Origin of the sequence: Streptomyces sp. NPDC014656 (assembly GCF_043084305.1) — a bacterium.
In the GTDB taxonomy this organism is placed as follows: Bacteria; Actinomycetota; Actinomycetes; order Streptomycetales; family Streptomycetaceae; genus Streptomyces.
This window is the reverse complement of record NZ_JBIBZN010000003.1, coordinates 440,513-465,684: the sequence shown is the minus strand read 5'-3', so window position 1 is coordinate 465,684 and position 25,172 is coordinate 440,513. Positions and strand designations below refer to the sequence as shown.

At 75.4% G+C, this 25,172-nt stretch carries 23 protein-coding genes and 1 pseudogene; 10 read left to right on the top strand and 14 right to left on the bottom strand.

The features are described 5' to 3' along the window. Positions 1-23: 23 nt before the first annotated feature. On the top strand, positions 24-719 hold the full coding sequence (locus tag ACF1ED_RS09365; RefSeq protein WP_391758229.1) for a substrate-binding domain-containing protein: 696 nt from the start codon (positions 24-26) through the stop codon (positions 717-719). Positions 720-758: 39 nt separating this feature from the next. Here ACF1ED_RS09365 and ACF1ED_RS09360 read toward each other — a convergent pair whose 3' ends face one another. From ACF1ED_RS09360 to ACF1ED_RS09345, 4 genes are all read right to left on the bottom strand, one after another. Beyond that, a complete protein-coding gene (locus tag ACF1ED_RS09360; protein ID WP_391758227.1) occupies positions 759-1,439 on the bottom strand; it encodes a beta-glucanase in 681 nt (226 codons plus the stop codon). 123 nt (positions 1,440-1,562) lie between these two features. Next, complete coding sequence (locus ACF1ED_RS09355) at positions 1,563-2,828, bottom strand: MFS transporter (RefSeq protein ID WP_391758225.1); 1,266 nt, start codon at positions 2,826-2,828, stop codon at positions 1,563-1,565. A gap of 160 nt (positions 2,829-2,988) precedes the next feature. Further along, positions 2,989-3,366, bottom strand: a complete 378-nt coding sequence (locus ACF1ED_RS09350; RefSeq protein ID WP_391758747.1) for a VOC family protein — start codon at positions 3,364-3,366, stop codon at positions 2,989-2,991. A gap of 255 nt (positions 3,367-3,621) precedes the next feature. Beyond that, the gene (locus tag ACF1ED_RS09345; RefSeq protein ID WP_391758223.1) at positions 3,622-3,987 is read right to left on the bottom strand and encodes a winged helix-turn-helix transcriptional regulator; all 366 of its coding nucleotides are present in this window, start codon (positions 3,985-3,987) and stop codon (positions 3,622-3,624) included. Positions 3,988-4,076: 89 nt separating this feature from the next. Here ACF1ED_RS09345 and ACF1ED_RS09340 point away from each other — a divergent pair, with 89 nt between their 5' ends. Continuing rightward, entirely contained in the window at positions 4,077-4,727 is a 651-nt protein-coding gene (locus tag ACF1ED_RS09340; RefSeq protein ID WP_391758221.1) for an NADPH-dependent F420 reductase, read from the top strand. A 50-nt stretch (positions 4,728-4,777) separates the two neighbouring features. Here ACF1ED_RS09340 and ACF1ED_RS09335 read toward each other — a convergent pair whose 3' ends face one another. Next, entirely contained in the window at positions 4,778-5,365 is a 588-nt protein-coding gene (locus ACF1ED_RS09335) for a TetR/AcrR family transcriptional regulator (protein WP_391758745.1), read from the bottom strand. A 144-nt stretch (positions 5,366-5,509) separates the two neighbouring features. On the opposite strand from ACF1ED_RS09335, the gene ACF1ED_RS09330 reads away from it, so the two are divergent. Next, positions 5,510-6,358: an SDR family oxidoreductase gene (locus ACF1ED_RS09330; protein WP_391758743.1), complete on the top strand. Its 849-nt coding sequence runs from the start codon at positions 5,510-5,512 to the stop codon at positions 6,356-6,358. A 323-nt stretch (positions 6,359-6,681) separates the two neighbouring features. Beyond that, a pseudogene (locus ACF1ED_RS09325) lies at positions 6,682-7,166 on the top strand (cytidine deaminase). Here ACF1ED_RS09325 and ACF1ED_RS09320 read toward each other — a convergent pair. The 5 genes from ACF1ED_RS09320 to ACF1ED_RS09300 form a co-directional block, all read right to left on the bottom strand. Next, a complete protein-coding gene (locus ACF1ED_RS09320; protein WP_391758219.1) occupies positions 7,150-8,028 on the bottom strand; it encodes an ABC transporter permease in 879 nt (292 codons plus the stop codon). The pseudogene ACF1ED_RS09325 and the gene ACF1ED_RS09320 sit on opposite strands and share 17 nt — an antisense overlap. Continuing rightward, complete coding sequence (locus ACF1ED_RS09315; RefSeq protein ID WP_391758217.1) at positions 8,025-9,062, bottom strand: ATP-binding cassette domain-containing protein; 1,038 nt, start codon at positions 9,060-9,062, stop codon at positions 8,025-8,027. Before ACF1ED_RS09315 ends, ACF1ED_RS09320 begins: the two co-directional genes overlap by 4 nt. A gap of 80 nt (positions 9,063-9,142) precedes the next feature. Continuing rightward, on the bottom strand, positions 9,143-9,298 hold the full coding sequence (locus tag ACF1ED_RS09310; protein ID WP_200425306.1) for a VenA family class IV lanthipeptide: 156 nt from the start codon (positions 9,296-9,298) through the stop codon (positions 9,143-9,145). A gap of 85 nt (positions 9,299-9,383) precedes the next feature. After that, the gene (gene lanL, locus ACF1ED_RS09305) at positions 9,384-12,062 is read right to left on the bottom strand and encodes a class IV lanthionine synthetase LanL (RefSeq protein WP_391758215.1); all 2,679 of its coding nucleotides are present in this window, start codon (positions 12,060-12,062) and stop codon (positions 9,384-9,386) included. A gap of 560 nt (positions 12,063-12,622) precedes the next feature. After that, complete coding sequence (locus tag ACF1ED_RS09300) at positions 12,623-13,915, bottom strand: MFS transporter (RefSeq protein ID WP_391758213.1); 1,293 nt, start codon at positions 13,913-13,915, stop codon at positions 12,623-12,625. Between the two features lie 662 nt (positions 13,916-14,577). Here ACF1ED_RS09300 and ACF1ED_RS09295 point away from each other — a divergent pair. After that, positions 14,578-15,258 (top strand): HEAT repeat domain-containing protein, encoded by a 681-nt coding sequence (locus ACF1ED_RS09295; RefSeq protein ID WP_391758211.1) that lies wholly within the window; start codon positions 14,578-14,580, stop codon positions 15,256-15,258. Continuing rightward, a complete protein-coding gene (locus ACF1ED_RS09290) occupies positions 15,252-16,256 on the top strand; it encodes a HEAT repeat domain-containing protein (protein WP_391758209.1) in 1,005 nt (334 codons plus the stop codon). The genes ACF1ED_RS09295 and ACF1ED_RS09290 overlap by 7 nt, the downstream gene beginning before the upstream one ends. A 57-nt stretch (positions 16,257-16,313) precedes the next feature. Here the strand turns inward: ACF1ED_RS09290 and ACF1ED_RS09285 are convergent, their stop codons facing one another. Beyond that, positions 16,314-17,357, bottom strand: a complete 1,044-nt coding sequence (locus ACF1ED_RS09285; protein ID WP_391758741.1) for a saccharopine dehydrogenase family protein — start codon at positions 17,355-17,357, stop codon at positions 16,314-16,316. A 107-nt stretch (positions 17,358-17,464) separates the two neighbouring features. Between ACF1ED_RS09285 and ACF1ED_RS09280 the strand changes: the two genes are divergently transcribed. After that, on the top strand, positions 17,465-18,427 hold the full coding sequence (locus ACF1ED_RS09280) for a helix-turn-helix domain-containing protein (RefSeq protein ID WP_391758207.1): 963 nt from the start codon (positions 17,465-17,467) through the stop codon (positions 18,425-18,427). Between the two features lie 31 nt (positions 18,428-18,458). Here the strand turns inward: ACF1ED_RS09280 and ACF1ED_RS09275 are convergent, their stop codons facing one another. The 3 genes from ACF1ED_RS09275 to ACF1ED_RS09265 all read right to left on the bottom strand — a co-directional run bounded on the left by ACF1ED_RS09275 (position 18,459) and on the right by ACF1ED_RS09265 (position 21,664). Then, positions 18,459-20,513: a phosphocholine-specific phospholipase C gene (locus ACF1ED_RS09275; RefSeq protein ID WP_391758205.1), complete on the bottom strand. Its 2,055-nt coding sequence runs from the start codon at positions 20,511-20,513 to the stop codon at positions 18,459-18,461. A 242-nt stretch (positions 20,514-20,755) separates the two neighbouring features. After that, the gene (locus ACF1ED_RS09270) at positions 20,756-21,100 is read right to left on the bottom strand and encodes an ArsR/SmtB family transcription factor (protein ID WP_391758203.1); all 345 of its coding nucleotides are present in this window, start codon (positions 21,098-21,100) and stop codon (positions 20,756-20,758) included. Positions 21,101-21,289: 189 nt separating this feature from the next. Continuing rightward, entirely contained in the window at positions 21,290-21,664 is a 375-nt protein-coding gene (locus ACF1ED_RS09265; RefSeq protein ID WP_391758201.1) for a hypothetical protein, read from the bottom strand. A 209-nt stretch (positions 21,665-21,873) separates the two neighbouring features. Between ACF1ED_RS09265 and ACF1ED_RS09260 the strand changes: the two genes are divergently transcribed. From ACF1ED_RS09260 to ACF1ED_RS09250, 3 genes are all read left to right on the top strand, one after another. Then, on the top strand, positions 21,874-22,542 hold the full coding sequence (locus ACF1ED_RS09260; RefSeq protein WP_391758199.1) for a class I SAM-dependent methyltransferase: 669 nt from the start codon (positions 21,874-21,876) through the stop codon (positions 22,540-22,542). Positions 22,543-22,613: 71 nt separating this feature from the next. Beyond that, on the top strand, positions 22,614-23,426 hold the full coding sequence (locus ACF1ED_RS09255; protein ID WP_391758197.1) for a macro domain-containing protein: 813 nt from the start codon (positions 22,614-22,616) through the stop codon (positions 23,424-23,426). An 82-nt stretch (positions 23,427-23,508) separates the two neighbouring features. Next, positions 23,509-25,170, top strand: a complete 1,662-nt coding sequence (locus ACF1ED_RS09250; RefSeq protein WP_391758195.1) for an ADP-ribosyltransferase domain-containing protein — start codon at positions 23,509-23,511, stop codon at positions 25,168-25,170. Positions 25,171-25,172 lie beyond the last annotated feature (2 nt).

The following is a 25,172-nucleotide window of genomic DNA, read 5'->3' as shown; positions in this document are numbered from 1 at the left end:
GACATCACGACCGAGGAGTCGACGTGCACCGTGAACTCGTGGGGCTGTCCTCGATGGCGACCCGGCCGATACTCGCCGACCTGTGCGAGCACCTCCGGCTCGTCCACGGGACGCCCGTACGCTTCGAGTCGGCCGGCGGCGTGGAGGTCGCCCGCCGCGTCCGCGAGGGCGCCGTGGCCGACCTCCTCGTCCTCGCCGCCGGAGCGATCGCCGCCCTGGAGCGGGAGGGACACCTCCTCCCCGGCACGGTCCGCCCCCTGTGGATCTCCCAGGTCGTCGCCGCCGTCCCGGCCGGCGTGCCCGCGCCCGCCCTCGACACCGTCGACGACCTGCGCGCCGCCCTGGCCTCGGCGGCGCGCATCGCCCACTCCACGGGCCCCAGCGGTACGGCGCTGGTCGAACTGCTCCACCGCCTCGGCCTCGCCGACGCCCTCGCCGGCCGCCTCGTCCAGGCCCCGCCGGGCGTCCCCGCGGGCAGCCTCCTGTCCTCCGGCCGCGCCGACCTGGCCTTCCAGCAGCACAGCGAACTGATGGACCTCCCCGGCGTCACCGTCCTCGGCCCCCTGCCGGGCGACACGGCCATCACCTCGCTCTTCAGCGCCGCGGTCCCGGCCACGGCCCAGGACCCGGCCGCCGCCCGGGCCGCCCTCGGCCTCCTCGCCACCGAGGAGGCGGCGAGGCTCGCGGCGGCCCGGGGGATGGACGCCGTGCGGGGCTGAGCGCCGGGCCCGCCCGGGCGCCCCCGCCCGCCGGCCGCCTCAGCGGCCGTCCCGGAACACCCGCAGGTCCGACACCTCGAAGGACATCGCGTCGGTCTCCGGACCGGGCGCGGGGTGGTAGCGGCCCGCGCAGACGGAGAGGTTGACGATCAGGAAGGCGTGCCAGGACCGTCCGACGCCCCGCCCGTCCGCGAAGACCTCGGTGCCGTTCACCCACCACACCACGGACCGCGCCCCGAACTCCGTCCGCAGGTCCACCCACCCGCCGGGCCGTACGGCGGGCGACCGGTGGTAGCGGTGGGTGCCCCGCACCCGGTTGGAGAGCTCCAGCAGGTCGGGGTTGTCCGGGTGGTACTCGAAGACGTCGACCTCCTGCCCGCCGTCCCGCCACGTCCAGATCGCCGGCCAGGCCCCCGTCTCCACCGGCAGCCGCACCCGGGCCTCCAGCACGTCGCCCGCCCGCACCTCGAACCCGTCGGCGCTCCCCTCCGTCGTGAGCAGCCCGCTGTCCCACAGCCCGTCCCGGCGCCGGGTCGCCCGGAAGACCCCGGAACGGCAGTACGCGGGATCGTCCACCAGGTGGTCGAGCTTGTTGTCGAGCGGGTTCACCGGCCCGCCGTCGGGATAGGCCCAGGAACGCCCGGCGACCCACTGCGCGGACGACCCGAAGTCGGCGGTGAAGACGGGCTCGTCTGACCGCGGGGGGTGCGGAAGGGACATGGAGGCTCCTCACTGCGGGGAGGACGACGGACACCGGATGGCTCCCCGCTCTCGCGCGGGCCATGCGGAACCGTCGCTTCCTGTCCAGAACTCGTCACGGCCGCCGTGGACCGGCGCGGCCGCTCACGCGGGGACCCGGTCCCTCTCGGCCTCGCCCTCCGGTTCGGTGACGGCCGTCAGCCGCCGTACGCCGGGGACGAGGAGGAGCACCAGGGTGGCGGCGGTGATGCCGGCGCAGGAGATCCACAGGACCCGGGACGGGCCCAGCCGGTCCGCGACGGTGCCGGCGAGGACGTAGCCGAGGGGGACGAGGGCGGTCTCGCCGAGCATGATCAGGGAGGTGACGCGCCCGATGAGGCGCTCGGGGACCTGCTGCTGCTTGGCCGTCTCGAAGAAGACGACGGCGAGTTCGAGGCTCAGCCCGCTGAGGAGCATGGAGCCCAGGAGCAGGGGGAGGGGGTGGTCCCCGGCCAGCACGGCCAGGGGGAGCGGCCAGACCAGCTGCACCAGGACGCACGCCAGCATGAGGCGGCGCGGGCTCCAGCGCAGGGCGACGAGCGAGCCGAGGACCATGCCCGCGGAGAAGGCGGAGACCGCCCAGCCCCAGGAGGCCGCCCCGCCGTCCCGTGCCGACAGGGTCAGGGGCCCCAGCAGCTGGTAGCCGGCCAGCCACAGGGGGACGGCGACCGTCCCCGAGAGCGCGTAACCCCACATCCAGGGGCGGCTGGTGAAGGCCCGCCAGCCCTCCCGGCCGCCGCGCAGCAGCGGAGTCCGGCCGGCCCCGCGGGCGGGGGCGGCCACCCGCAGGCCGGTGAGGATCAGCGCGCAGGCCGCGAAGGAGGCCGCCGCGACGAGGAGGACCTGGCCGAATCCGTACACCGCGCCCAGCAGGGAGCCGAGGCCGGGGACCGCGATCCGGGCCAGGTTCAGGACGAGACGCAGCGAGGCGTTGGCCTTCTGGAGGGCCGCCGCGGGGACGAGCTGGACCATCAGCCCCTGGAAGGCCGGCTGCACGCCGGCCGTGGCCGCGCCGGTGAGGGCGGCGGCGACCGCGAACATCCAGACGGCCGACCGCTCGGGGGCGGTGACCAGGACCGTGCCCATGACCGCCTGGACGACGGCGAGGGCGCCGTTCCCGGCCGTCGCCAGCCGCCTGCGCGACACCCGGTCGGCGAGCACGCCGCCCACCGGCAGCAGCACCGTCTGCGTCAGGATCGAGCACGCCAGGACCAGCCCGGCCGCGAATCCGCCGGCGCCGGTCCCGAGCACCGCGAACGCCATGACGACGTTGACCAGGTTGGTGCCGGCGGTGGACACGCCACGGCCGGCGACGTACCGGACGTACGGTCCGCGCCAGTCCGGGGACGGCGCGGTGGAGGGGCGGCTCATGAGGAACGCTCCGATGCGGAAGGGCCTTGCGAGGTGCCCGCGCATCCTGCCACCGCCCCGCCCGCGCCCGGTACCGGCAGATCCGGCCACGCCCCCTCCCGCGCGGCGGCGGCCCGGGAGCCCCCGGCCGCACCTCCGCGCCGCGGACGGGGGCCGGGGCTCAGTGCCGGACGAGGCAGAACGGATGCCCGGCCGGGTCGGCGAGCACCCGCCAGCCGCGCTTCCCGTCACCGCCGTCGAGCACCGTGGCCCCCTGGGCGACGGCTTCCGCCTGGGCGAGGTCCAGGTCCTTGACGCCCAGGTCCAGGTGGAACTGCTGGGGGTGGTCGGGATCCGGCCAGCGCGGCGGGCGGTGGTCCGCCACGCGCTGGAAGGCGAGCACGAGACCGCCCCCGGTGTGGAGCGTCGACCAGTCGTCGTCCAGGGACCACCGGGGGTCGGGCCGGTCCACCACCCCGCCGAGCAGCGACCGGTAGAACCGCGCGAGTTCCCCGACGTCCGGACAGTCCAGCACCACGCACTGCAGTTCGGCGATCATGAGGGGCAGCGTAGAGCAGCCGCCCCCGCCCGCCCACGGCCCGGCCGCGGGCGCGGGGACCTGCCCGGCCTCGTCGACGATCCCGTGCCCGACGACCGCGACGGACGCGACGACGCCCCCGGCCCCTCCCCGGACGCTCGCCTCCGTGAGGACCGTACGCACGGGGACGCCGAGCGCCGCCGACGCCTCCGCGTGGCCCGGCTCCGCCCGGACGGCCGGCCCCGGCACCTCGCCGCCGCTCCGCCGCCGCTCCCGCTACTCCTCCGGGTCGGAGGGGCGCGACGCCTCCTGGGCGGCCATGACGGCGTCGCCGTGTTCGAAGGCCCAGGCGCCGAAGGCGTCGATGGGGGCCAGCAGGGTCCGTCCGAGAGGGGTGAGTCCGTAGGTCACCCGGGGCGGTGCGCCGGGCTCCCGGTGCCGTTCGACCAGGCCGTTGAACTGGAGCCGGCGCAGGGTCTCGGTGAGGACCTTGGAGCTGATCCCCCCGATCCGCGCCCGCAGTTCGACCGGGCGGCGGGGGCCGTCGCGCAGCGCCCAGAGCACCACCGCGTTCCAGGTCTGGGAGAGGATGTCGAAGGCGAGGCGGGCGCGGCAGTCGGCGAGGAACGGGTCTTCGGTCACGTACCAGATGGTGCCTGACGGACCTTCTAGCGTCGGAACGCACGTCCGTGAGCAAGGGCGTGACGGACGATCGGAGAGGCGGCACACGCATGAGGATCGGTGTACTGGGAACGGGCGGCATGGCCGACGCGCTCGCCACCCACTGGGCGCGGGCAGGGCACCAGGTGACCATCGGGGGACGGGACGCGGAGAAGGCCCGGCGGCTCGCGGACCGCGTCGGAGGGGGCGCGGCGTCCGGCCCGCCGGGTGCGGCGGCCGCGTCCGGCGCGGTGGTGCTCGTCGCGCTGCCCTTCGGCGCGGGGGCGGAGGCCGTACGGGAACTGCGCCCGGCCCTCGCGGGGAAGGTGCTGATCGACTGTTCCAACCCGCTCGGGCCCGGCTTCCGGCTCCTGACCGGGGGCGGGCCTTCCGCGGCGCGGCTCCTGGCGGACGCGGCGCCGGAGGCCCACGTGGTGAAGGCCTTCAACCTCTGCCACGTGGACGTGTGGCGCATGCGTCCGCCCGTCTTCGACGGCCGCCCCCTGGCCGTGCCGGTCTGCGGCGACGACGAGACGGCCCTCGCCCGCGTGCGCGCCCTGGTGCGGGACACGGGCTGCGAGCCCGTGTCGGGCGGCGGCCTCGACCGGGCGGGGCTCCTGGAGGCGACGGCCGCGCTCTTCATCGGCCTGTGGGTGGCCGAGGGCGCGGACGCCCAGGCGATCGCCCCGCCGCTGGCGTACGCGACGGGTCCGGCGCGGTAGCGGCGCCCGGCCGCCCCTCACGCGGGGGCGGCCGCGGGCGTGACGGCGGGTCACGCGTCCTGGGGGGAGGGCGTTTCGGGGCGCAGGGCGGTGGACGTCCCGTGCGGTGCCGGGAGGGAGTCGAGCCAGGCCAGGACGCGGGTGCCTTCGCGGGTCATGACGGACGGGTCGCGGAGGGCGTTGGCCATGAGGGACATGCCCTGGTAGGCGGAGACGAGGGTGAGGGCCAGGTCGTCGGGGTCGGGCAGGGCCAGCGCGCGGAACTGCCGGGCCGCCCAGTCGAGGAGGCGGCGGATGACCGTGCCGGCCTCGGCGTCGAGGGTGCCGTCGGCGCGCTTGTCCAGTTCGACGGCGAGGGTGCCGGTGGGGCAGCCGTAGCGCGCGGCCGTGTCGCGCTGGGCGATCCAGCCCTCCACGAGCGCCTTGAGGCGGTCGCGCGGGTCGGTGAGCCGGTCCAGGCGGGCGGTGAGCTCGTCCAGGTGCGAGCTGTGCTCCGAGAGGGCGGCCAGGACCAGTTCGTCCTTCGTCTTGAAGTAGTAGTAGACGTTCCCGACGGGCACGTCCGCCTCGCGCGCGATGTCCGCGAGCGTGGTCCGCTCGACTCCCTGCTCGTGCAGGACCCGGGCCGCCGCCGCCATCAGGCGCCGGCGCTTCTGGGACGCCTGTTCCCGTCGGTTCACTGAGTTGGTCACCCGACTGACTATAGACAGCCCGGGGTGGCGGCGTGCTACGGTCAGTCCAGTTAGTCAGTCGGCTAACTCACTCACTTCAGGGGGTTCATGATGATCACGGTGACGGGCGCGACCGGCAACATCGGGCGGACGCTGGTGGAGCTGCTGGCCGGTGCGGGAGAGGAGGTCAGGGCCGTCTCGCGGCAGGCCGCCCCGAGCGCCGGCCCGGTGGCCGGCGTGCACTGGGTCCGGACCGACACCGGCACCGCCGGGGGGCTGCGGACGGCCGCCGAAGGGGCCCGCGCCCTCTTCCTGCTGCTCGGCGGCGAACTCAACAGCCACGGCGAGGACCCGGCCGGCCTCGTCGGCGCCGTGCGGGACGCCGGGGTCGAGCGGATCGTCCTCGTCTCCTCGCAGGTCGCCGCCACCCGGCCCCACGCCGCCTCGCACGCCCGCCTGCGGGAGTTCGAGGGCGCCGTCCGTGCCTCCGGGCTCGACTTCACCGTGCTGCGCCCCGGCGGCTTCGCCTCCAACGCCTTCGCCTGGGCCGAGACCGTCCGCACCCGGCGCACCGTCCTCGCGCCCTTCGGGGACGTGGCCCTGCCGGTCGTCGACCCGGCGGACATCGCCGCGGTGGCCGCCGCCGCGCTGCGGGAGGAGGGGCACTCGGGCCGTACGTACGAACTCACCGGCCCCGAGGCGGTCACCCCGCGCCGGCAGACCGAGGTGATCGCGGAGGCGCTCGGCGAGGACGTGGCCTTCGTGGAACTGTCCCGCGCCGAGGCCCACGCCCATCTGGCCGGGTTCATGCCGGAGGAGGTCGTGAACGGAACCCTGGACGTGCTCGGCCTCCCGCTCCCCGAGGAGCAGAAGGCCGGCCCCGACGTGGAGACCGTCCTCGGCCGCCCCGCGGCCCCCTTCGAGGCCTGGGTGGCGCGCCACCTGCCGGCCTTCCGGTAGCCCCCGGGCCCGGACCCGCCGGCCCGGGCGGGCACCCGGGCGGCGGGCCGGGCGTCCTGGGCGGCACGGGACGCGAGAGGCGGGCGAGGGTGATGCGGAGAACGGCGGTCGCCGTGGTCACGGGGTGTGCCGTGCCGGCGGCGGCGTCCTGCACGGCGGGGGGCCCGGTGCCGTCGGCACCGGCGGCGGGGGCGGGGACGGCCGGAGCGAGTGGCCGTCCCGGGGCCGCGCCGCCCGGCGGGCGCCCGCGCCCGCGCGGAATGCGCTTGCGCGGTCCCCCCGTTCGCGCCAAGGTCGGCGGAGACCCACCGAGGCGGAGAACGATGACGACCCCCACCCCCCACCCCGGCGCGCCCGAGGCGCTCGACCCCCTCGACGGCGAGCTGGTCCGGGCCGCCGCGCACGTCGCCCGCACCCGGTGCCGCGGCGACCACCACACCATGGCCGCCGGGGGCGCGCCCCGGACGGCCGCGTCGTCACCGCGGTGAACGCCTACCACTTCACCGGCGGCCCCTGCGCCGAACTGGTCCTCATCGGCACGGCCGCCGCGCAGGGCGTCTACGAGCTGGACACGATCGTCGCCGTCGGCGACCGCGACCGGGGCGTCGTACCGCCGTGCGGCCGGTGCCGCCAGGTGCTCCTCGACTACTTCCCCGTCGTCAAGGTCCTCGTCGCCGTCGACGGCCGCGTCCGCGCGGTGCCCGTCGCCGAACTGCTGCCGGTCGGCTACGTCTGGGCCGACCACCGGCTCGGGACCGAGGGGGCGGACCAGGAACCCCCGGCGGGGCCGCTCACTCCGGGCGGCTGAACCGGCGGGTCGCCCACAGCAGGGCCAGTGCCCCGGCGGCCAGGAGCAGACCCGCTTCGAGGAGGAGCGGCGGCTGCCGGCCGGCCCACTCGACGCCGCCGGCCACCGCCTGCTCCGGGGCCCGCAGGGCGATCGGGCGGCGCAGCACGTCCACGCCGTACGCGAGCGGGTTCGCGGCGGCCAGCGGCTGGGCCCAACCGGGCAGGGAGGTCAGGGGGAAGAAGCCGCCGGAGAGGAAGAGCAGCGGCATCATCACCAGGCCGAGCAGCGTGTGGAAGGTCTCCGGCCGGCTCAGGCCCACGGCCAGCGCCAGGGAGAGCGCGGTGATGGTGAAGGAGGCCAGGACCATGCCCCCGAGGAGCAGGGCGAACAGGACCGGGTCGTACGGGAGGCCGACCGCGCCGGCCAGCGCGAGGAGGACCGCGCCCTGCACCGTGGCCACCAGGGTCCCGCCCGCGCAGCTGCCCAGCAGGAGGGTGGCGCGGCCGACCGGGGCCATCAGCAGTTCGCGGAGGTAACCGCTCTGCCGGTCCGTGATCAGACGGATGCCGACCATGATGGCCGGGGTCTGCACGGTCATCATCAGCATGCCGGGGAAGAGGTACGTCCGGTAGCCGACGCCCAGCGAGGCGGTGGGGATGAGCGCCGCCAGGCCGCCGCCCAGGACGAACAGGTACAGCACCGGGTGGAGCAGCATCAGCGCGGTGGGGGTGCGCTGACAGGCGAGGCGGAGCAGGTCGCGGTGGACCAGGGCGTGCAGGGCGCGCAGTTCGTGCCGGAGGCGGGGCAGCCGCTCGGTGCCGGTGCCGGTGCCGGTGCCGATACCGGTGCCGTCCGGTTCCGGCCGGGCGAGCGTGGTCATCGGCCGCCTCCGTCCGGGGCCATGCTGCGGCCGGTGTGGTGGAAGAAGACGTCGTCGAGGGTGGGCGGGGTCGCGGACGCGGCGTGCACGGCGATGCCGCGGGCCCCCAGGGCCGCGCACAGGCGGGGGATCCAGGCGCTGCCGTCGGGCACCCGCAGCCACAGCCCGTCCGCGTCGACGGTGACGGTCCGGTCCGGGGGCGCGAGCAGGCCGACGACCCGCCGGGCGGCCTCGTCGTCGCTCGTGCGCAGCGCCACCCGGTCGTCCCCGATCGCGGCCTTCACCTCCCGCGGGGTGCCCTGAGCCACCAGCCTGCCCCGGTCGATGATGGCGAGCCGGTCGCAGTGCTCCGCCTCGTCCAGGTAGTGGGTGGTGACGAACAGGGTGCTGCCGTGCCGGTCCCGCAGGTCCCGCAGGTGCTCCCGGACGCGGGCGCGGGCGTGCGGATCGAGACCGGTGGTCGGCTCGTCCAGGAACAGCACCCACGGGGAGTGCAGGAGCTGACGGGCCAGTTCCAGGCGCCGCCGCATGCCGCCCGACAGGGTGCGGACGGGGGAGCGGCGCCGGTCGGTCAGGTCGGCGAGGCCGAGGACCTCGGCCGTGCGGCGCCGGACCTCGCCGCGGCGGAGCCCGTACAGGCGCGCGTGGACCCGGAGGTTCTGCTCGGCCGTCAGGTCCGGGTCGAGGGCGCTGTGCTGGAAGAGCAGGCCGACCCGGCGGCGCACCCGCTCGGGCTCGCTGAGGACGTCGGCACCCGCCACGGTCGCGTGACCGGACGTGGGCCGGGTGAGGGCGCAGAGCATCGCGATGGTGGTGGACTTCCCGGCGCCGTTGGGGCCGAGGAAGGCGAAGGTCTCGCCCTGGCGCACGTCCAGGTCGAGGCCGCGCACCGCGTGGGTGGTGGCGCCGTCCGGGCCCCGGTAGCTCTTGACCAGGCCCCGCGTGCTGATGGCGGGCGCGGGCACGGAAGGGCCGGCACCCGGGTGCGGGGCGGCGGTGCGGGGGGACTCGTGGTCACCGGTGTGCAGCGGCATGGGCCTGGTCCTCGTCGATGGGGCCTCCCCCGGCCGCCGGCTGCCCCGGGACAGCCGGCGGCCGGGGGAGGCGGTGGGGACTACGCGCAGCTCACACCGATGCAGACGGTGTTGAGGAGCGTGAGCAGGCCGACGCACTCGCAGGTGCCGCCGAAGGGCGCCCCGTCGATGCCGACCGGGTCGGTCTCCGGGAGGGCGTGCAGGCGGGCGAGCAGGTCGAGGTCCTGGTTCTCCATGGCGTTCTCCTTCTCCGTGAGGACGTTCGTGCCGATTTCTTCTCCGCGCCGTTCCTCGGTACCGCGGCGGCGGACTCTCCGCCGCTCACACCGGCTGCTGGACCATCCAGTGCCGGGGCTCTTGGTGGCGCACCCGCAGGAGGAACGCCAGGATTCCGGCGGACCCGTCGCTCCAGCCCGTCGTGACGTCCCCGTACTCGTTGGGGAAGACGACGTGGGCGCCGCGGTGGGACCGTTCGGAGACGATGAGGCGGGCCAGGTCCCCGGCCCGCGCGCGGGGCGCCGGGTCGCCCGTCGCCTCGGCCAGGTCGAGGAGGAAGTCGCCGTTGCCCGCGAGGCCGTGGCACTGGGTGAGCGCGGCGCGCGAGGCCCGCTCGACGACGGCCCGTCCCGCGCGCCGGGCGAGGCCGCCGTACCGGTCGTCGCCGGTGGCCCGCCACAGCCGCACCAGGAACGAGCCGATGCCGGCCGAGCCGTGGCACCAGTACGGGGCCGTGGGCACGTCACCGGTCTGCGCCGGCCACTGGGCCGCCCCGTCCACGTCCACGGCGTGGGCCACCAGGAGTTCGCCCGCCGCCACGGCCAGCTCCCGGTCCTCCGGACGGCCGGTGACGGACGCGGCGGCGAGGAGGAAGCAGCCGATGCCCGCGGCGCCGTGGGCGAAGCCGAGGTAGCGCTTGCCCGCCTCCGTCGCGACGGCCTCCGCCGGGACCGGCCAGCTCGCCCCGGCCTCCTCGCGGCGCGCGGCGGCGGCCAGCCGGTCCGCCGCGTCGGCGACCAGCGCGGCGAGCCGCGGATCGCCGGTGCGCCGCCACAGGTGGACGGCGGCCAGGCCGCCGCCCGCGGTGCCGTGGGTGACGTCGTGGCTGGGCGTCGGCTCCTGCGGCGCCAGCGCCAGGGCCAGGGCGTGGTCCATGAGCGCCCGGTCGCCGAGGGCGCGCCCGGCGTCGTGCAGCGCCCAGGCGGTGCCCCGGGTCCCGAAGTGCAGGCCGGGGCGGCCCGAGCGGGTGCCGGTGCGGTCGGCGATCCAGCGGCCCGCGGCGGCGAGCGGACCGGGCAGACGGGGATCGCCGGTGAGCTCGAAGTACCGCGTCAGCACCGCGAGGACGCCGGCCGCGCCCTGCTGCACGGTGCACGGGTCGGTCTCGCCGGCCGTCGTGGACACCGGCCACAGCCGCCGCTCGTCGCCGGGCGTCATGGTGTCGACGAGGTGCCGGACGATCCCGGAGACGGCGGTCTCGACGGTCCCCTCGGTGACCCGTGCCGCCGGGGCGCTCCGGGGAGCGGGCGGGCGGGCCGCGTCCGTCCGCCGGAGGGCCCTGCGGGCCCGGGCCGGATCCCAGCGCCGGGCCGGGTCGTCCCGCATCAGCCCGAGGACCGACTCCCGCGCTCCGGCCGGGAGCCGTACGGAGACGGCGGCGGCGTCCAGCCAGTCGGCGAGCCGCTCCTCCGCGGGCCGGTCCGCCGGCTCCTCCGCCAGCAGGTTCGGCACCTTGCCCGCCAGCACGAAGCACAGGGTCGCGCCGAGGCTGTAGTAGTCGGCCGTCGGGGAGACGGGCGCGTCCGCCAGGCGCTCGGGGGCGCTGAAGCCGGGCGTCCCCACCCGGGTCGGGAGCGCGGCGTCGTCTTCCAGGACCGCGAGCTCCAGGTCGATGAGGCGCAGTTCCCCGTCCGGGCGGACCATCACGTTGCCGGGCGTGAAGTCGCGCAGCACGCAGCCGCGGGCGTGCGCCGCCGCCACCAGGTCCACGAGCCGCGCGACCTGGTCCGCCGCCTCCGCCGCGTACCGCTCGCCGCCGGCGTCGCGGAACCGCTCGGCGACCCAGGTCCGCAGCGGCACCCCCGGCACCTCCTCCTGCGCCAGGAAGAGGTGCCCGCCGTGTTCGAACAGCGCCAGCGGTTCCGGCGCGAGGCCCGTGCCCCGCAGCTTCTCCAGGGTCCGCGCCTCGGCCCGCAGCCAGTCGCGGACGTCGCAGCCGGAGGCGTCGGCCTCCACGTGCGGGCGGGTCTCCTTGATGACGACCGGGGCGCCCGTGCGGACGTCGCTGCCCCGGTAGACACCGCCCTTGTTGGTGTGCCGGATCGCCTCCCGCACCGAGAACCGGCCGCCGACCACCACGGGCCGGGGCGCGGCGGGCGCCGGGACCGAGGGGGCGGGCGGGGCGGGGAACGGGCTGACGGCCCACTCCGGCGGCGTGTACCGCCCGGTCCGCCGGTCCTCCACCGGATTGCCGTCGGGGTCCTCGAAGTACCAGACGAGCAGGCCGTCCTCGGACAGCCGCCGCAGGCCGACGAAGGCGCCGTACCGGTAATGGACCAGGCTGTCCGCCGCGTACTGCTGGTCGGACAGGATCCGGGGACCGGCGAGCCCCGCCGTCGCCCGGTGCAGCTCCCCGGCGATCCGGGCCGCGTCGGCGTCGGAGCGCGGGTACACCGTCAGGAACTTGCCGGAGCTTCCGCGCGGCGTGGCACGGGAGTTGAGCGCGCTCACCCGCTCCAGCGACCGCGCGAACTTGAACCCGGACGCGTCCCGCAGCAGCACGTCCAGGGCTTTCACGAGGACGGCGGGCGCGGAGGCGGCCGTCGCCGACAGGTGCAGCTTCCATCCCTGCCGGCGCCGCTCCCCGGACCTGGGTGCCAGCCGGCACCACATGTCGTCCGACTCGGTCGTCCACCGCTCGCCCGTGCCCGTGGCGCGCAGTGCTCGGTGGAGGAGGTCTTCCAGTACGGCTTCCGGTACGGCTTCCGTGGCGTGACGCGTCATGCCCATCCCTCTCAACGGTGAGAACCGCTGGCGGGAACGTGCCCTGCGCACGTGTCGGACCCACATACCGGGGGCCGGATTCACCGGTTCCGCCGAGCGCGCGCCGGAGTTGTCCCACCGTGAGGTGCGACCGGCGCGGAACGGCGCGCGGCCGCGCACCCGGGGGAGCCAACGGCCTTGCCGGAACGAGAACTTGCTGGTCGCGGGCGGTGCGCGGGCCCGTCGCCGGTGCCGTCGTTCCAGGACTTCGTCAGGACCTCGCCGGAACTCCGTCAGGAACCCGGGGACGCGGCACGGGCTCGGCGAGCACGCGTCACGCACTCCCCGCGGCCGTCAACTCCCCTCCAGGAGGCGCTCCGTGATCCGCGCCGGATGCCCGTGACGGCGGCGTACCGGTCGGCGACGGCGCAGGGGGAGACCGTCGAGCCCGCCGCCGTGGCCGAGCGCCGCGCCGTCCCGGTCGTGGGCGAGCCGGAGGACGGCTCCGGCTCGCCGGCCGCGTCGAGACCGTCACCCGCGGGACCCGCCCCGCGAGCTCGTGCGCGAATCCCTCACCGCGCTCACCGCGCCCTCCACGGGCCGCCTCGGGCCCGCTCCCCGGAGGGCTGCCGTTCCCGCTCCCGCGGCCCCTCGTCGGCCGGCGGGCCGGCGGTCCCGTCGCGGCGTCCGGCGGCGGCCGCCCCGAGCCCCGCGGCGAGCGACACCAGACCGCCGATCACGAACCCCCAGCGCACGCCCCAGCGGTCGGCGAGCGCGCCCACGAGCAGCGCCCCCAGCGGGGTCGACCCCTGGAGGATCAGCGTGTACAGGGCGAGGACCCGGCCGCGCAGCTCGGGCGGCACGCCCAGCTGGACGCGGTGGTTGGCGGCCTGCACGAAGAAGATCGTCGCCCCGCCGGTGAGGAACAGCAGCACCAGGGACAGGGCGTACGACGACGTCATCCCGACCGCCGTCTCCAGGACGCCGAAGGCGACGGCCCCGCCGGCCACCAGCCGCGCGGAGGGGCGCCCGCTCCGTACCGTCGTCGCCAGCGCCGTGACCAGCGACCCCGCCGCGAACACCGCCGTCACCACCCCGAAGGCCGAGGCTCCGGCGTGGTGCACCTGCGAGGCCAGCAGCGGCAGCGTCAGCTGGAAGTTGAGGCCGAACAGCCCGATCACCGCCACCAGCGTCAGCGGCACCACCAGATCGAAGCGGCCCGCCGCCCGCAGCCCGTCGACCACCCGCACCCGGTCGCCGCGCCGCCGCTCCGGGCCGGTCCCGCCCCGCATCAGCCGCAGGGCGACGACGGTGGCGGCGTAACTCGCCGCGTTCAGCATCATCACCCAGCCGACGCCGGCCACCGAGATCAACAGCCCGGACAGGGCGGGCCCCACCACCCGGGCGACGTTGAAGTACGCTGCGCTGAGCGCCGAGGCGTTGGGCAGCAGTTCGGAGCCCACGAGCTCGCCGACGAACGCCATCCGCGCCGGCACCTCGACCGAGTTCACCACCCCCAGCCCGCACGCGAACACGTACACGTGCCACAGCCGGACCGCGCCCGTCACCACCAGCACCGCGAGCACCAGCGCCAGCGCGCACGACAGCACGTTCGCCACGGTCAGCAGGGCCCGCTTGTCGTACCGGTCGGCGAGCCGTCCGCCGTACAGCGTGAGCAGCAGGACGGGCGCGAACTGCAGGGCCGTCACCGTCCCCAGGGCGCTCGCCGACCCGCCGCTGAGGCCGAGCACCAGCCAGTCCTGCGCGACGACCATCATCCACGTGCCGGCCACCGAAACGATCTGGCCGAGCACGAACAACCGGAAGTCCCGGACGCGCAGGGCCCGGAAGACCCCGCCCACGGCGGCGCTCACGGGACCGGCACCGCCCGCCCGCCGCCGGCCGCCGGGCGCTCCTCCGGGAACACGAAGACCCGGAGGCGGTACGCGCGGGCGGCCCGGCCCGGACCCACGGGGTGCCCGGCCCCCGCCGGCCGGTCCAGCGGGACCCGCGGCGCCAGGGCCGGCCGGCCCGTCGGACCGGCCACCCCCTCGGGCCCGTGCCGCCACCACGCCTCGTGCCCGGTGAAGGCGCACCGCACCCGCACCGGCACCCGCACCCGTCCGAGGACCCCGGCCCCACCGGCCGCCCGACCGCCCACCGACTCCCACTCCCGCCCCGGCATCTGCGCCGCCCTCGACCGGCCGGCGCGAAACGTGCCCGGAGGATAGGACCCGGAGCTCGGGTCCCGGTCGAGCCCGCGGGCGCGGTCGAGCACGGGCCGCGGCCGCCGACGCGTTCGGCGCGGTCCCCGGCGCCGTCGTCCGCGCCCGGCAGTCCGGCGGCGCCCCCTTCGGCGACGGGCTCGACAGCGCCTTCGTCACGGCCTGCCCCGTCGCCTCGGCCACCGCCGCCGTCGGCGCCGGCCCGTGGCCGGCGAACCCCGAACCCGCACAAGTCTCCGCGCCCCCTCGACCCCCGCCTTGACCTTGACACGGTGACAAGCCTTTGACTGCCCCTCCAGGAGGTGGTCCCGATGACCATGACGTACCAGGACGAGGACGTGCGGCGCGCGCTGCGGGCACTGGCGGACGAGCGGGCGTCGGTGCGGCTCAAGGCCGCCCTGGCGGTCGGCACGACGCCCGACGCCCGGTTCGTCGAGCCGCTCGTCGAGCGGTGCGCGGTGGAGCCCGAGTTCTTCGTCCGCGACATGCTGACCTGGGCGCTGACCCGCCACCCCGAGACCCTGACGCTCCCCAGGGTGCTCGCCGAGCTCCGCTCGGAGCGCCCGCGGGCGCGGAGCCAGGCCCTGCACACGCTGTCCAAGATCGGGGACCGGCAGGCGTGGCCGGCGATCACGCACGCCCACCTGACCGACACCGACGACGAGGTGGCCCGGACCGCCTGGCGGGCGGCGGCCCTGCTCGTGCCGGACGGCGAGGAGCCCGCGCTCGCCGCCGTGCTCGTCACCCAGCTGGGGCGCGGCGAGCGGGCGACGCAGCTCAGCCTCAGCCGCGCGCTGACCGGGCTCGGCGACGTGGTCCTGCCCGCCCTGGACACCGTGGCCGGGCACCCCGACCCGCGCGTGCGCGCCCACGCGCTCGCCACCCGGCGGATCCTGACCGACCCCGACACCGGATTCGAGTACGCGATCGAGGAGGCGAAGCGCGCCGTGGCGCTCGACGGGGCCCCGGGGAGGGACACTGGGGCGTGCTGATCGGTGAGGTGGCGCGGCGCTCCGGCGTCAGCGCGCGCATGCTCAGGCATTACGAGTCGCTCGGACTGGTGCGGCCCTCGGGCCGTACCGGCTCCGGCTACCGCGAGTACCGCGACGAGGACATCCGGCGGATCTTCCACATCGAGGGCCTCCGCTCCATGGGGCTGTCGCTGCGGGAGATCGGCCGCGCCCTCGACGACCCCGGCTTCACGCCCGCGCAGCTCGTCGGCGACCTCATCGAGCAGACCCGGGCCCGCATCGAGGCCGAGACCGAACTGCTCACGCGGCTGCGCCGCATCGACGCCGCCGAGCCCGCCAGCTGGGACGAGGCCCTGCGGGTCGTCGCGCTCCTCCAGGCCCTCGGGTCGACGAGCGAGGACGCCCGCCAGCGCGCCGCGCTGTCCTCGGGCGACGAGGTCCCCGTACCGGTCGAGGCGCTGGTCGAGGCCGCCCTGAGCGAGACGGAACCCAACGTCGCCGGCGCCCTCCGCTGGGCGCTGGCCCGCTCCGGCGACGGCGGCCCCGCCCTCCTGGCCCGGGGCCTCGACTCCCCGGCGGCCGCGGTGCGCGAACGGGCCGTGCGCACCCTCGCCGGACTCTCCGGGGACGAGGCGGCCGCCCTGCTCCGTACCGCCCTCGCCCATTCCGATCCCGTGGTCCGGGGACAGGCGGCCCTGGCCCTCGGCGGCCGGGGCGGGCCCGAGGCGATCCCGGTGCTCGTCGAGATGGTCGTGGACGGCAGGAACGACACCGACGCGGCCGACGCGCTCGGCGCCCTGGCCGTCGACGCGGCCAGGGCCGACGAGATCGCGGCCGGCCTCGTCGCCCGCCTCGCCCACGCCGCCACCGGGCCGCCCGCCCGGGGCCGCCTCACCCAGGCCCTGGCCGACATCCCCGGCCCCGTCGCCACCCGCGCCCTCGCGGACCTCACCCGCGACCGGGACCGCGCCGTCGCCCTGACGGCCACCTACCTCCGCCGGCTCCGCGCCGGCCGCTGACCGCCGGCGCGGGTGACCGGCCGGCGGCGAACGGCGGGGCGGCGGCGCCTTCTCCGCTCAGGCCCCCGCCGTGCCGCTCGTCTCCCAGGTGAGGTGCGGCGACAGGGCGTCCAGGAAGTCCGCCGCGTCGAAGAGCTCCCCGGCGGAGGCGACGCCGGCCGTGCGGGTCCGGCCGGTGAGGACGCGGTCCACCGCCTCGACGGCGAGCGGGGCGGTGACGGCGTAGATGTCCTGGCCCGTGGCCACGGCGCGCCGTTCGGCCCCTTCGGAGCGGACGACGACGTCGACGAGGAAGGTCTGCGCGGACCGTCCGCGCGCGTCGACCGCCGTGGGTCCCGTGCCGCCCGCGCCGGTGACGCCGCCCGCCGCCTCGGTCGACATGTAGGTGCGCACCGAGGGGACGGACAGATGGCTGGGGAGGGTGACGACATCGGCCATCGTGAACTCGCCGACGACGGCCCGCGGCCCCATCGGCTCGGGGAAGGGCCAGGTCAGCACGGGCAGTTCGTCGGTGTGGTACTCCAGCCGTCCGCCGGCGAAGCGGACCCGCCGCCCGCCGCGCCGCTCGGCGGAGACCTTCCCGGCGATCCGCGTCCCCTCGGTGGGCTCCCAGCCGCTCAGTCCGTACGCGACGTGCGCCTCGTCCGCCGAGGTCCAGTCGCCCATCGCGGCCGTGGCCAGCAGGTCGCCGAGGCCGCCGTAGAAGGCCATCGCGGGCACGATCACCGCGCCCTCGGTGCGGGCCCGGTCCGCGTACCGCGCGAAGGTGTCGGCGTTGGCCTCGATCTCGGCCGCCACGTCGACGTACGGGATCCCGGCCCGCAGCGCCGCCTCGATCACCGGGCCGGCCGTCGTCGCGAACGGCCCCGCGCAGTTGATCACGGCGTCCGCGCCGGCCAGCGCGCGGTCGAGCGCCGCCGGGTCGTCGACCGGCGCCGGGCGCGCGTCGGGTCCCGGGTGCTCCGCCGCCAGCGCCGCCAGCTTGCCGGCGTCCCGCCCGGCCAGGACGGGCACGAAGCCCCGCTCCCGCAGATGCGCCACCACGAACCGGCCCGTGTGCCCGTACGCGCCGTACACCGCCACCGTCCGCCCCGCCGCCATGAGGTCTCTCCCTGCCCGTACTTCGTCCGTTCGCATGCCTCCATCCTGGAATGGTTGAAGGCGCAACCGTGAGTGTCGGAAACGACGTGCCCCGTACACTTCCGGACATGACCTCCGTCGCGCTGGCCGTCACCGACGGCATGCTGCACTTCGAACTCTCCATCGCCCACGAGGTGTTCGGCTCCGCACCGGACGCGGTCACCGTCCCCTGGTACGAGCTGGCGGTCTGCGGGCCCGGCACCGTGCCCTTCGGCCCGTTCCGCCTGGAACCCGACCACGGCCTCGACCGGCTCAGGGACGCCGACACCGTGATCGTCCCCGGCTGGGCCGACGTCGACGCGGCCCCGCCCGCCGACCTGGTCGACGCGGTGCGCGCCGCCCACGCGGCCGGAGCCCGCGTCGTCTCGCTCTGCACCGGCGCGTTCGTCCTGGCCGCCGCCGGACTGCTCGACGGCAGGCGCGCCACCACCCACTGGGCGCACACCGGCGTCCTCGCCGCCCGCCATCCGGCGGTGGAGGTCGACCCCGACGTGCTCTACGTCGACGACGGCGATGTCCTCACCTCCGCGGGCAAGGCCGCCGCGCTCGACCTGTGCCTGCACCTGGTCCGCCTCGACCACGGTTCCTCGGTCGCCAACACCGTCGCCCGCCGGCTGGTCGTCCCCCCGCACCGGTCCGGCGGCCAGGCGCAGTTCGTCACCGCGCCCGTGCCCGCCCAGCAGGACCACCCGCTCACCGCCCTCTTCCCCTGGGCCGTGGAGCGCCTCGACCAGCCGCTGACGGTGGAGGACCTCGCCCGCCGGGCGGGCATGAGCTCGCGCCACCTGACCCGCCACTTCCGCGCGGCGACCGGCACCACGCCCCTGCGGTGGCTGCTGGCCCAGCGCGTCCGCCGCGCCCAGGAACTCCTGGAGCGGACCGAGGACGGCGTCGACGCCATCGCGACCGCGACGGGCATGGGCACCGCCACGACCCTGCGGCGGCACTTCAACCGCACCCTGGGCGTGCCCCCGGACAGCTACCGCCGCACCTTCCGCACCCGCGCGGCGGGACCGCCCGGGACCACGTGACCACGTGACCCCGGGCCCGCGGGCCTTCTGGTCAGTACGTCAGGATGCCGGGATCGGTGACGCCCTCCGCCCCCGTCTCCACGTGCCCGGCCAGGCGGCGCACGTAGTCGGCGTGCGCCGGAGAGGTGATCGTGACGTCGTACCACCTGCCGGAGGCCGACAGCGGCACCGAGTGGGTGACGGTCGCGCCCCGCGCCACCGTCAGGGTCCGCGGGTCGCCCGCGTAGGCGTGGGTGACGGTCACCGTCGTGGTGGCGCCGGCGTTGGTGAAGCTGAGGTCCAGGTCGCCGGTGGTGGCGTTGTGGCGGGCGGTGACCTCGGGGACGGCGGTCTTCCCGGGCGAGCGGAAGCGGCGCAGGAAGCCGTTGGGGCCGTGCACGGTGAGGTCGGTGGTGCCCTTGGAGTACCTGGTGTTCCAGGTGTCCGCGATCGACTTGCCCGCCTCCGTCGTGTACGTCCAGGGGGCGTCGGTGCGGTTGGCCGAGGTCACGTAGAACTGGGCGCCGGCGGAGGGGCCGCCGCCGAACGCCAGGCGGAAGGTGCCGGCCGCCGTGTCGGCGGAGCCGTCCACGTAAGGGGCGTACTTCAGCGGACGGGTGGGCTTGGCCCCCGGCTCCTGGCGCGGCATCGAGCCGACGGCCGGGGCGGTGGCCGGGAAGTCGGGGTGCCGGTCGCGGTCCGGCGGGTAGTACCCGGCGGTGGACGGCAGCGCGACGGGCCGCGGCTGCGCGCGGCCGAAGTCGAAGGCGGAGGTCAGGTCGCCGCAGACGGCCCGCCGCCACGGCGAGATCTGCGGCTCCCGGACGCCGAAGCGGCGCTCGATGAAGCGGATCACCGAGGTGTGGTCGAAGGTCTCGGAGCAGGTGTAGCCGCCGGTGGACCAGGGGGAGACGACGATCATGGGGACCCGGGGGCCGAGGCCGTACGGCCCGGCGACGTAGCCGGTCTTCCCGGGGAAGTGGTCGAGGGCGGTCGGGGCCGTCGACAGGCCCTGCGCGGCCGAGGCCGGGACGTACGGCGGGACGACGTGGTCGAAGAAGCCGTCGTTCTCGTCGTAGGTGAGGAACAGCGCCGTACGCGCCCACACGTCCGGGTTCGAGGTCAGCGCGTCCAGGACCTGCGCGATGTACCAGGCGCCGTAGTTGGACGGCCAGTTGGAGTGCTCGGAGAACGCCTCGGGCGCGGCGATCCAGGAGACCCGCGGCAGCCGGCCGCCCTGCACGTCGGCCCGGAGCCGGTCGAAGAGGCCCTCGCCCGCCTTGGCGTTCGTGCCGGTGCGGGCCTTCTCGTAGAGGGGATCGCCGGGCTGGGCGTCGCGGTAGCTGTTGAAGTAGAGCAGCGAGTTGTCGCCGTAGTTGCCGCGGTACGCGTCGTTGATCCAGCCCCAGGAGCCGGACGCGTTCAGCCCGTCGCCGATGTCCTGGTAGACCCGCCAGGAGACGCCGGCCGCCTCCAGGCGCTCGGGGTACGTCTTCCAGCCGTAGCCGGCCTCGGCGTTGTTGAGCACCGGCCCGCCGCCGGTGCCGTCGTTGCCGGTGTGCCCCGACCACAGGTAGTAGCGGTTCGGGTCGGTCGAGCCGATGAACGAGCAGTGGTAGGCGTCGCAGATGGTGAACGCGTCGGCGAGCGCGTAGTGGAAGGGGATGTCGTCCCGGGTGAGGTGCGCCATCGTCGCCTTGGTCTTGGCGGGTATCCACTGGTCGTAGCGGCCCTGGTTGAACGCCTTCTGGCCGCCCGCCCAGTCGTGGTTGAGGCCCTGGAGGAACTCCATGCCGAGCTTCGCGCTCTCCGGACGGAAGGGCAGGGTCACCTTCGAGCCGTCGGACTGGTGCCACACGGTCTTGCCGCTCGGCAGCGTGACCGGACGGGGGTCGCCGAAGCCGCGGACGCCCTTCATCGCCCCGAAGTAGTGGTCGAAGGAACGGTTCTCCTGCATCAGGACGACGATGTGCTCGACGTCCTGGAGCGTGCCCGTCGACCCCTGGGCGGGGATGGCGGCGGCGCGGGCGATGGACTCGGAGAGCGCGCTGAACGCGACGGCACCGCCGGCGAGCTGAAGGAACCGGCGACGATCGAGGTCGGCCATGGGGGAGTAGTCCTCCGGAGTACGAGCGGACGGGAGCGGACTGCCGGCCGGGGACCGGCGCGGAGCGCCCCAAGGAGAGCGCCCCGGAACCACCGGCCCACGACCGTCCCGTGACTTCCCGCTGTACGCCCGGGGAAATCCCCCGCGCCGGTCCGGACCGCTCCGGACCCCGACCGCTCCGGACCGCGCCGAGCCCCGGTCGCTCCGGGCCGGCCCGGAGCGACCGGGAGGGCCGCGTGCGGTCACTCCGGGGGCGTCCCGTCCGCGTGCCTCAGCTCCGCGAGGAGCTCGCTCTGCCCGACCAGGAGTTCCGTGAGGATGCGCCGCGCGGCCTTGAGGAGGTCGGCCACGTCTCCGCCGGCGAGGGCGTAGCTGACGGTGGCGCCGTCGCGGATGGAGATCACGATCCCGGACCGGCGCAGGACCGCGAGCTGCTGGCTGAGGCTGGACGGCTCGATGTCGATGTCCTTGAGCAGTTCGCGCACGGGGAGGGGCCCGTGCTGCAGCAGCTCCAGGACCCGGATCCGGACGGGGTGCCCGAGCATGCGGAAGAACTCCGCCTTGGCCTGGTACAGCGGCACCTGCATGCGACGACTCTCCCCCTGGGCCGGCCGGTCCGGACGCCGACGGCCGGACCTGCCGGAACCTTGATCCACGGCTGCGGCCATTCTCCCGCGTCCCGGCTCCCGCACGCCCTCAACTGATCACTTTCAGATGTGCCGAGTTGAAGAGTTCTTCAAGTAGAGGGTGTGCGGAGCCGGGAAACGGGAGGCCGGTCACAGCTCCAGGTCCGCCTCGATGCGCTTGAGCTGGTGCCTGGCCATGGCCAGGTTGGCCCGGCTCTTGTCCAGGACCATGTACAGGAACAGGCCGTTGGCGCCCCGCCCCGTGATCAGCCGGATGAGGTGGTACTGGCTGCCGAGGGTGATCAGGACGTCCTCGATGCCCTCGTTGATGCCCAGCATCTCCATCGTCCGGAGCTTCGCCCGGACGACGTCGGTGTTGCCGGCCGCGGCGACGGTCAGGTCGAGGTCCTTGCCCCCGCCCAGCGTCCCGAGGGCCATGCCGCTCGTGTAGTCGACCAGCGCGGCTCCCACACTGCCCTCGATGGAGGTCATCGCCTCCTTCAGAGACGTTTCCACACTCGCCATCAGTATGTGCTCCCTTGGTTCTCGACGGCCCCGGCCGGACGTCACGCCCCGGACCGGGTGGTGATCGCGGACGACTCCCACTAGACACCACGCGGGCGGAGGATGAGGGGCTTTCGGCGGAAGACGGTGCCCGGGGCATAGGACGGGGCGTCATTCCGGCCCCGGCACCGGCCGCTTCCGGGCGGGGCGCGCCGTTCTATGGTGGGCCGATGAGCACACACCCCATCGACCGGCCGGCCGACCTCGACGTGGTCCGGGACTCCTACGACCGCGTCGCCGACAACTACGTCGACATGGTGCTGACCACCGGGATCGGCGACATCCGCACCGTCCCCTGGCTCAAGGCGTCGATCGACGCCTTCGCCGACTCCGTGAGCGGACTCGGCCCGGTCCTCGACGTCGGCTGCGGGCCCGGCACCGTCACCGCCTACCTCGCCGAGCGGGGCCTCGACGTGTCCGGGGTGGACCTCTCGCCCCGCATGATCGAGAACGCGCGCCGGCTGTACCCCGCGTGCCGCTTCGACGTCGCCTCCGCCACCGACCTCCGGCTCGCCGAGGAGTCCCTCGGCGGCGTCCTCGGATGGTGGTCGCTCTTCAACCTGCCCCGCGACGTGCTCCCGCAGGTGCTCGCCCACTTCGCCCGCGCCCTGAAGCCCGGCGGCCACTTCATCACCGCGACCCACGTCGGCGACGGGGACCGGGTCCGCACCGAGGCCTACGGCGGAGTGCCCGTGCGGTGGACGACGCACCGGTGGCGCCCCGAGGAGTTCGTGGCGCTGATCGAGGCGGCCGGGCTGGACACGGTGGCCGAACTCCGCCTCCCCGCCGACGAGTCGACCGGGCCCGGCGTGGTGGTGATGGCCAGGCGGAACCGCTGAGGACGGCCGTTGTCAGTGGTGCCCACTAGTTTCGGAGGTGTTGCGAGAGACCGTTCCGACAGGGGGCTTCGATGACTGACGGCTGGGTGGGCACCGCGCTGCGGGTGGTGCTGACGGATGTCGACGCGGGAGTGGTGGAGGCCTGGCGCGCCGCCTTCGCGGACGTGCCCGGGATCGAGATCCGGCGCGGTTCCATCCTCGAAGAGGACGTGGACGCGTGGGTCACGCCGACGAACGCGGCGGGGCGGATGGACGGCGGCGTCGACGCCGCGATCAAGCGCCACCTGGGCGCGGGGATCCAGCTGCGGGTGCGGCGGGCGATCCGCGACCGGTTCGACGGGAGCATGCCGGTCGGCAGCGCGGTGTGCGTCCCGTCGGGGGCGACGGTGCCGCGCTTCGTCATCTCGACGCCGACGATGGTGACCTCCTCGCAGAACGTGAGCGAGACCCTCAACGTGGCCATGGCCTGCGCGGCGGCCTTCCAGGCCGTGCACCGGCAGAACCGGAAGGCGCCCGGCAGCATCCGCTCGGTGGCGCTGGTCGGGATGGGCGCCCGCACCGGCCGCGTCCCGGCCCGGGTGTGCGCCAACCTGATGTGGACCGGCTACACCCTCTTCCACGACCACTGGTTCCAGGACGACGACGAGCTGCGCGCCACCATCACCGCCCAGCTCGCCGCCATCGACCAGACCCCACCCACGACCCGGGTGCGGATCGTGCCGCCGGTCGGGACGCCTACGGGCGGCACACCGGCCGAAGGAGCAGCCGCCAAAGGGACAGTCGCCAAAGGAGCAGGTGCCAAAGGGGAAGCTGCCAAAGGAGCCGCCGCCAAAGGAGCAGGCGCCAAAGGAGCACTCGTCGAAGGGCACCCCTTCCGCCGCTGACGAGGCCGCTCCGGCCGACTCCGCGCCGCCCGCCGCCGGCACCGTCCACCCCACAGGCACGACCCCCGGGAGTTCCCCCGCCATGAGCGAAGCCACCGCCTCCGCGCCGCAGCCCGACCCGGACGACCCGCTCGCCCTCGCCGGACTCTTCACCGGCGGCGGCGAGCCGTGGCTGCCCGTCCTGAAGCCCGTCATCGAGGCCCGCGCGGACGCCGACCGGTTCATCGGCCCGGGCCGCAGCCCGCAGGTCGTCCCGGTCCGCGAGCTGACCTTCCAGGCGCTCAAGCCCCACCCGCCGCACAAGTGGAAGGTCGTCGTCTTCGGCCAGAACCCCTATCCGCGGCCGGAGAGCGCCACCGGCATCGCCATGTTCGACAACACCTTCAACGACTGGAAGGACAGCCAGTTCGGACGGGTCGTCAGCATCCGCTGCCTCATCAAGGCGGCCGCGATGTGGAAGTACGGCATCGTCAAGAAGACCCCGATCGCCGACGTCCGCGCCCTGCTCAAGGAGCGCGACACGGTCCAGCCGCCCGAGTGGTTCCAGGCCATGCTCACCCAGGGCGTCCTCCTCCTCAACGCCTCGCTGACCGCCAGCGGCGACGGTGCCATGGCCACCGACCAGCACACCGCCTTCTGGCGGCCCGTCGCCGAGCGGATCGTCGAGGAGATCCTGCGCGCCAAGCAGGAGGCCGAGGACCCGGAGGACCGGGGCGTCGTCTTCGCCTGGTGGGGCGCCCACGCCCGCAGCCTCAAGAAGACCGTGCAGCGCCTGGAGAAGAACTACCCGGGCGTCGAGGTCCGGCACATCGACCACGCCAACCCGGCCGCCCAGGGCGACCTGTTCTGCGACGGCGACCACCTCGCCACCGTGAACGACGCCCTGATGTCCCTCGGCGCCGACGCGATCGACTGGCTGCCGAGCAAGGGCTGGAACCAGCCCCCGGCCGGCCCCGCCACGGGTACGGGCTCCGCCGCGGGCCCGGGCGCCGGGTCCGCCCCGGACACCGACGTCGCCGCCCGCATGGGCGCCTTCATCGCCTCGACGATGGAGCTCCACCAGCTGTACCTGGAGCGGCTCACCAGCGTCCGCGACGAGGGCCACGTCCTGCCGCCGCTCACCGGCGTGTTCGACACCCCCCTGCTGCCCTTCGAGGAGGCCGTCGCCCCGGTCGCCCGGGTCCTGCGCGGCCTCGGCGGGCACATCGACCGCTCCCGGGCGTTCGGCAAGCTGCGCGCCGACGAACCGGCCGGTGCCGGGCTCTCCGCCGACGCCGTCGCCGCGCTCTACCTCTACACCTGCGAGTCCGGCTTCTACCGCACCATCAACGCGGTCCTCCGCTCGCCCGACCGCGCCCGCGTCGTGCCCTACCTTCCCTACCTCCGCCTGCTGTTCTCCGCGGTGGAGTCCCTTCCCGTCCGCACCGAGCCCCTGTGGCGCGGCGTCGCCCTGGACCTCCGCGGCCAGTACCCCCTGGGCTCGACGGTCACCTGGTGGGGCGTCTCCTCCTGCACCTCGGAACTGGGCGTCGCCCGCTCCTTCCTCGGCAGCCGGGGCAAGCGGACCCTCTTCGAGGTGACGCCGGCCCGGGCCGTGGGCATCCGCAGCTTCTCCGCCTTCACGGGCGAGGAGGAGTACATCCTCGCCCCCGGCACCCAGCTGGAGGTCACCGACGTGAAGGCCGACCGCGGCGGCCTGTGCACCGTCAGGCTGAGGGAACTGGACACCCGCCTGGTCTCCTGACC

Excerpts from the sequence above, each read along its gene's own strand:
- ACF1ED_RS09265 (WP_391758201.1), bottom strand. The coding sequence starts at position 21,664 with ATGGCGAGTGTGGAAACGTCTCTGAAGGAGGCGATGACCTCCATCGAG.
- ACF1ED_RS09310 (WP_200425306.1), bottom strand. The coding sequence starts at position 9,298 with ATGGAGAACCAGGACCTCGACCTGCTCGCCCGCCTGCACGCCCTCCCG.
- ACF1ED_RS09280 (WP_391758207.1), top strand. The coding sequence starts at position 17,465 with ATGACCTCCGTCGCGCTGGCCGTCACCGACGGCATGCTGCACTTCGAA.
- ACF1ED_RS09355 (WP_391758225.1), bottom strand. The coding sequence starts at position 2,828 with ATGAGCCGCCCCTCCACCGCGCCGTCCCCGGACTGGCGCGGACCGTAC.
- ACF1ED_RS09295 (WP_391758211.1), top strand. The coding sequence starts at position 14,578 with ATGACCATGACGTACCAGGACGAGGACGTGCGGCGCGCGCTGCGGGCA.
- ACF1ED_RS09315 (WP_391758217.1), bottom strand. The coding sequence starts at position 9,062 with ATGCCGCTGCACACCGGTGACCACGAGTCCCCCCGCACCGCCGCCCCG.
- ACF1ED_RS09330 (WP_391758743.1), top strand. The coding sequence starts at position 5,510 with ATGATCACGGTGACGGGCGCGACCGGCAACATCGGGCGGACGCTGGTG.
- ACF1ED_RS09335 (WP_391758745.1), bottom strand. The coding sequence starts at position 5,365 with ATGGCGGCGGCGGCCCGGGTCCTGCACGAGCAGGGAGTCGAGCGGACC.
- ACF1ED_RS09275 (WP_391758205.1), bottom strand. The coding sequence starts at position 20,513 with ATGGCCGACCTCGATCGTCGCCGGTTCCTTCAGCTCGCCGGCGGTGCC.
- ACF1ED_RS09250 (WP_391758195.1), top strand. The coding sequence starts at position 23,509 with ATGAGCGAAGCCACCGCCTCCGCGCCGCAGCCCGACCCGGACGACCCG.
- ACF1ED_RS09360 (WP_391758227.1), bottom strand. The coding sequence starts at position 1,439 with ATGTCCCTTCCGCACCCCCCGCGGTCAGACGAGCCCGTCTTCACCGCC.
- ACF1ED_RS09260 (WP_391758199.1), top strand. The coding sequence starts at position 21,874 with ATGAGCACACACCCCATCGACCGGCCGGCCGACCTCGACGTGGTCCGG.
- ACF1ED_RS09340 (WP_391758221.1), top strand. The coding sequence starts at position 4,077 with ATGAGGATCGGTGTACTGGGAACGGGCGGCATGGCCGACGCGCTCGCC.
- ACF1ED_RS09320 (WP_391758219.1), bottom strand. The coding sequence starts at position 8,028 with ATGACCACGCTCGCCCGGCCGGAACCGGACGGCACCGGTATCGGCACC.
- ACF1ED_RS09350 (WP_391758747.1), bottom strand. The coding sequence starts at position 3,366 with ATGATCGCCGAACTGCAGTGCGTGGTGCTGGACTGTCCGGACGTCGGG.
- ACF1ED_RS09255 (WP_391758197.1), top strand. The coding sequence starts at position 22,614 with ATGACTGACGGCTGGGTGGGCACCGCGCTGCGGGTGGTGCTGACGGAT.
- ACF1ED_RS09285 (WP_391758741.1), bottom strand. The coding sequence starts at position 17,357 with ATGGCGGCGGGGCGGACGGTGGCGGTGTACGGCGCGTACGGGCACACG.
- lanL (WP_391758215.1), bottom strand. The coding sequence starts at position 12,062 with ATGACGCGTCACGCCACGGAAGCCGTACCGGAAGCCGTACTGGAAGAC.
- ACF1ED_RS09270 (WP_391758203.1), bottom strand. The coding sequence starts at position 21,100 with ATGCAGGTGCCGCTGTACCAGGCCAAGGCGGAGTTCTTCCGCATGCTC.